General features: G+C 67.8%; 5 protein-coding genes. 2 read left to right on the top strand and 3 right to left on the bottom strand.

Annotated elements, in window-relative coordinates:
• A partial coding sequence (locus DBR12_RS19585) for a tripartite tricarboxylate transporter substrate-binding protein (RefSeq protein ID WP_108618763.1) occupies window positions 1-899 on the top strand: 899 nt, incomplete at its 5' end.
• A gap of 53 nt (window positions 900-952) precedes the next feature.
• Here the strand turns inward: DBR12_RS19585 and DBR12_RS19580 are convergent.
• The 3 genes from DBR12_RS19580 to DBR12_RS19565 all read right to left on the bottom strand — a co-directional run bounded on the left by DBR12_RS19580 (window position 953) and on the right by DBR12_RS19565 (window position 3023).
• A complete protein-coding gene (locus DBR12_RS19580; protein ID WP_015014900.1) occupies window positions 953-1165 on the bottom strand; it encodes a DUF2788 domain-containing protein in 213 nt (70 codons plus the stop codon).
• Window positions 1162-2025, bottom strand: coding sequence for a DUF2189 domain-containing protein (locus DBR12_RS19575; protein ID WP_108618762.1), 864 nt, complete (start codon window positions 2023-2025; stop codon window positions 1162-1164). The genes DBR12_RS19580 and DBR12_RS19575 overlap by 4 nt, the downstream gene beginning before the upstream one ends.
• A 251-nt stretch (window positions 2026-2276) precedes the next feature.
• Complete coding sequence (locus tag DBR12_RS19565) at window positions 2277-3023, bottom strand: HAD-IA family hydrolase (RefSeq protein WP_108618760.1); 747 nt, start codon at window positions 3021-3023, stop codon at window positions 2277-2279.
• A gap of 90 nt (window positions 3024-3113) precedes the next feature.
• On the opposite strand from DBR12_RS19565, the gene hemH reads away from it, so the two are divergent.
• Window positions 3114-4229, top strand: coding sequence for a ferrochelatase (hemH, locus tag DBR12_RS19560; RefSeq protein ID WP_108618764.1), 1116 nt, complete (start codon window positions 3114-3116; stop codon window positions 4227-4229).
• The last annotated feature ends 208 nt before the right edge of the window (window positions 4230-4437 follow it).

Here is a 4437-nt window from a genome sequence, read left to right as displayed (position 1 = left end):
GCATCGCCCCCTCCCGCCCCGGCGGCGGGTTCGACCTGACCTGCGGCCTGGCCACGCAGGCGGTGCAGGCCATACGCCCCGCACGCCCACCGCTGCTCACCCGCTACCTGCCTGGGGGCATCGGCGCTGTGGCGTTTGACCAAGTGGCCACCGGGCGGCTGGGCGGGCCGGGAACGCTGGTGGCGTTCTCCAGCGGCTCGCTGCTCAACATTGCGCAGGGCCGCTTCGGCCCTCACCCGGTGAGCGCGGTGCGCTGGATCGCCACACTGGGCACCGACTATGGGGTGGTGGCCGTACACCGCGACGCGCCCCACCAGCGCCTGCAAGACGTGGTGGACGCACTGCGCAAAGACCCCGCCCGCGTGGTGTTTGGCGCCGGTGGCACCCTGGGCAGCCAGGACTGGATGAAGGCCGCACTGCTAACCCGCGCCGCCGGGCAAGACCCCAAGCGCATGCGTTTTGTCTCGTTCGAGGGCGGCGGCGAAGCGCTCAAGGCGCTGCGCGGCGGCCACATCGGCGTCTTCACCGGCGACGCAGCCGAGGCCCGGCAGGCCGTGGAAAAAGGAGCCCCGCTGCGCTTTCTGGCCGTGTTATCGCAAGCCCGCCTGCCTGGCGCCCTGGCCGACCTGCCCACGGCGCGCGAACAAGGTGTGGATCTGGTCTGGCCCACAGTGCGCGGCCTGTACATGGCCGCCAGCGCCCCCGATGCCGCCGTGCGCGCTTGGGTGGCTGCATTTGCCGAGGCATTGGCCGCACCTGGCTATGCCGCGCTGTGCAGCCAGCACGGCCTGTACCCGTTTGCGCGCACCGGCGCGGCGCTGGAGGAGTTTGTGCAACGCAGCCTGGCCGACTACCGGCAGCTAGCGCAGGAGCTGGGTCTGCGGTCCTGGGTGCGCTGAGGCGGGCCACTGCAACGCCTGCGCCGTGGCCTCAGCGCCCCCCTATTCCCCGTTCACTTCTCCAGCCACCACTGAATCACCACCTTGGCCAGGAACCCCAGAAACCCCACGCCCAGGCCCAAAAAGAGCACAAAAGTGCCAAAGCGCCCGGCCTTGGACTCCCACGCCAGCTGCCCGATGATGAACAGCATGTAAGCGATGAACGCCCCCACCCCGTAGGTGAGGAAGAAGCCCGAGATCTGCGCCTCGGTGAAGCCAAAAATCACGATGCCCCTCCAGGCTCACGTTCGGGTGCAGCGGTTGCGGCAGGTGCCACCGGGTCGCGCTCGGGCAGGCTGGAGGCATCCACCAGATCGCGGTACGCGTGCCAGCTGGCATGGCCCAGCATGGGCATCACGGCGATCAGGCACAGCAGCAGCGAGCCCAGGCCCAGCAAGGTAAAGCCCAGGATCAGTGCCGCCCAGAACGCCATCGGCAGCGGGTTGACCACCACGGCCTGCCAGCTGGTCAGCACGGCCTGCAGTAGCGTGGCGCGGCGGTCCAGCAGCAGGGGCATGGCCACCACACTGGATGCAAAAATGGGCGCGGCCATCAGGCTGCCCAGGGCCAGCCAGATTTCGAACAACCAGCCGTCCCGGGCCAGCACCACATGGCGCACAAAATCGACGGGGGTCTGGATGGGCACCGGCGCCAGCAGCGTGATGAGCGCCGCCGAAGTCATCACCCACCCGGTGGCCGCCAGCGCCAGCAAAGCGCCGAACTGCACCATGCACCAGTAGTCGTTGCCCCATTTGTTCACATGGCTGTTCTGCCAGTTGAACCAGGTCTTGAGCACCACGCCCAGGTTGGCGCTTTCGCGGCGCTCCAGCGCGCGGCTCAGGGCATACAGGCTGGTGGCCAGCACCGGCGCCACCACCAGAAACCCCGACAGCGCCCCCGCCAGCAGCCAGAAGCGGTTGTGCCCCACGGCAAGGATGGCAGCGCCAAACAGCGTGAGTGCCAGGCCGTGCGCAAAACTGATCCAGCCCGCACGCGCCATGTCGCGCCAGGCGAGAACGAGCCAGGTCATGGGCTGCATCAGGCCGATGGTGCGGATGGCTGGCAACGGGGGAGGATTGCGGGGCATGGTGGTAGGGGTCGCTCAGCGACGGTGGAGTGTGACGTTATCGGGCAGCGGCATCAACCGCCACGCGCCCAAACCTTGACTTGAGGCAAGAAACAATGCGGGGCCTGTCCACGCGCAACCCCGTGGCGGATTGCCGCACAAGGCCGTGACACTGGCGCGCCCCAAGCCAGGGACGCCGAGCAAGGGCCGCCCCGCAGCGAAGGTGTCTCCCCCCGGAGAAGGCGCCGAAGGCGACACAGGGGGCATCCATGTCAAGCCAGCAACCGGCACAGTGCGGTGAGGCTATCCACCGTGGCATGCGGCTGCACGTCGTCATGCGGCCAGGGGTGGTTGGCGCTGTTGACCCACACAGCCTGCATGCCTGCATTCAGCGCACCCTGCGCATCCAGGGTGGCGTCGTCGCCCACATGCAGCACCTCGTGGGGCAACACGTCGGCCGCACTTGCAGCCGCATGGAAGATGCGAACGTCGGGCTTGGCCACGCCAAACTCCGACGCGCTGATGCTGTGGCGAAAGTAGTGACCGATGCCGATGCGGTGCACATCGGCATTGCCGTTGGACACGGCCACCACCGGGTAGCGCGCAGACAAGAACGCCAGCGTGTCGTGCGCGTCTTCAAACAACTCCACGCGCATGCGCTCGGCAAAAAACAGGTCAAACGCCGGTTCGGCCAGCGCGGGCTCGTCACCCGCCTGGGTCAGCGCCAGGCGGATGGACTCGCGCCGCAGCGCGCTCAGGTCATGGAGCAGGTCGGGCCGCAGCGCCACCATCTGATTGCGGATGGCACGCAAAGATTCGGTGCTGGAGAACAAGGTTGCTGTGGCGGGCGCATGGTGCGTGAGCCAGTCCAGCAGCACGCGTTCAGCCCGCGTGATGGTGGGCCAGATGGGCCAGAGCGTGTCGTCCAGGTCGATGGAGATGGCGCGGATGCGGGCGGTGTCCAGCTGCGGGACAGATGCCAGCGCAGGCGCGGTGGGTTGAGGCTGGGGGGCGGTCATGGTGCGGCAAGAATACCCGACGGTAACCAGCGGATGTGCCGCAGATCCCGCATGCCCGCCAAGGCCCGGCCCATTTGCCACAATCAGGCCATGCGCTCACCCTTTTCCCCCGAACCCCCTTACACCCACGGCCAGGCCGACCGCACCGCAGTGCTGCTGTGCAACCTGGGCACGCCTGATGAACCCACGGCCCCAGCCGTGCGCCGGTATCTGGCCCAGTTCCTGGGCGACCACCGCGTGGTGGAGATCCCCCGGCTGCTGTGGATGCCCATCCTGCACGGCATCATCCTGCGGGTGCGGCCCGCCAAATCGGCCGCCAAATACGCCAGCATCTGGACGCCCGAGGGCTCCCCCCTGGCCCACTGGACGGCCAAGCAGGCCACGCTGCTGCGCGGCTGGCTGGGCGAGGCTGGCCACAACGTGCTGTTGCGCCATGCGATGCGCTACGGCAACCCGTCCATCGCCAGCCAGCTCGATGCGCTCAAGGCCGAAGGCGCCACGCGCATCCTCATCCTGCCCCTGTACCCGCAGTACTCGGCCACCACCACCGCCAGCGTGTTTGATGCCGTCTACACCTGGGCCGCCGCCACGCGCAACGTGCCCGAGCTGCGGTTTGTGAACCACTACCACGACGACCCCGGCTACATCGACGCCCTGGCCCGCACCATCGAGTCGCACTGGAAGACCCACGGCCAGCCCGACCAGCTGGTGATGAGCTTTCACGGCGTGCCCGAGCGCACGCTGCACCTGGGCGACCCCTACCACTGCGAATCGCGCAAGACCGGCCGCCTGCTGGCCGAGCGCCTGGGCCTGCGCGAGGACCGCTATCGCATCACCTTCCAGTCGCGCTTTGGCAAGGCCAAGTGGCTGGAGCCCTACACCCAGCCCACCATCGAGGCACTGGGCAAGGCCGGTACGCGGCGGGTGGACGTGGTGTGCCCCGGCTTCACCAGCGACTGCCTGGAAACGCTGGAAGAAATCAACATGGAAGTGCGCGAGGCCTTTTTGCACGCGGGCGGGCAAGAGTTTCACTACATCCCCTGCCTGAACGACAACAGCCACTGGATCACCGCCCTCAGCCGCGTGGCGCAGCAGCACCTGGCAGGCTGGCCCACCGAGGCCCCCACCGCTGCCGCACTGGCCGATGCGCGCAGCCATGCGTTGGCCGGTGGCGCACCCAAGGGTGTGTGCCCCGTGGCGCACTGATCGCCAATTGCTACTATTTTGATAGCTTTAAAAGCTTACCTATCGCGCGCAGACGGCCTTTTTTATCCAAAACATTGTCCCTCTCAAACCAGGACACCACCCCGCCCGCCCACAGCGGCTTTCCAGTCTTACCCCCTCTCCCCTCGCGGGAGAGGGTTGGGGAGAGGGGGCTGCACCCGCACCGCGCCCCTATCACCCCATGTCACCC

Origin of the sequence: Acidovorax sp. HMWF029 (genome assembly GCF_003060895.1) — a bacterium.
Lineage (GTDB): Bacteria > Pseudomonadota > Gammaproteobacteria > Burkholderiales > Burkholderiaceae_C > Acidovorax.
Note: the sequence above shows the minus strand (reverse complement) of the source record. Positions and strands in the feature narration are given on the sequence as shown.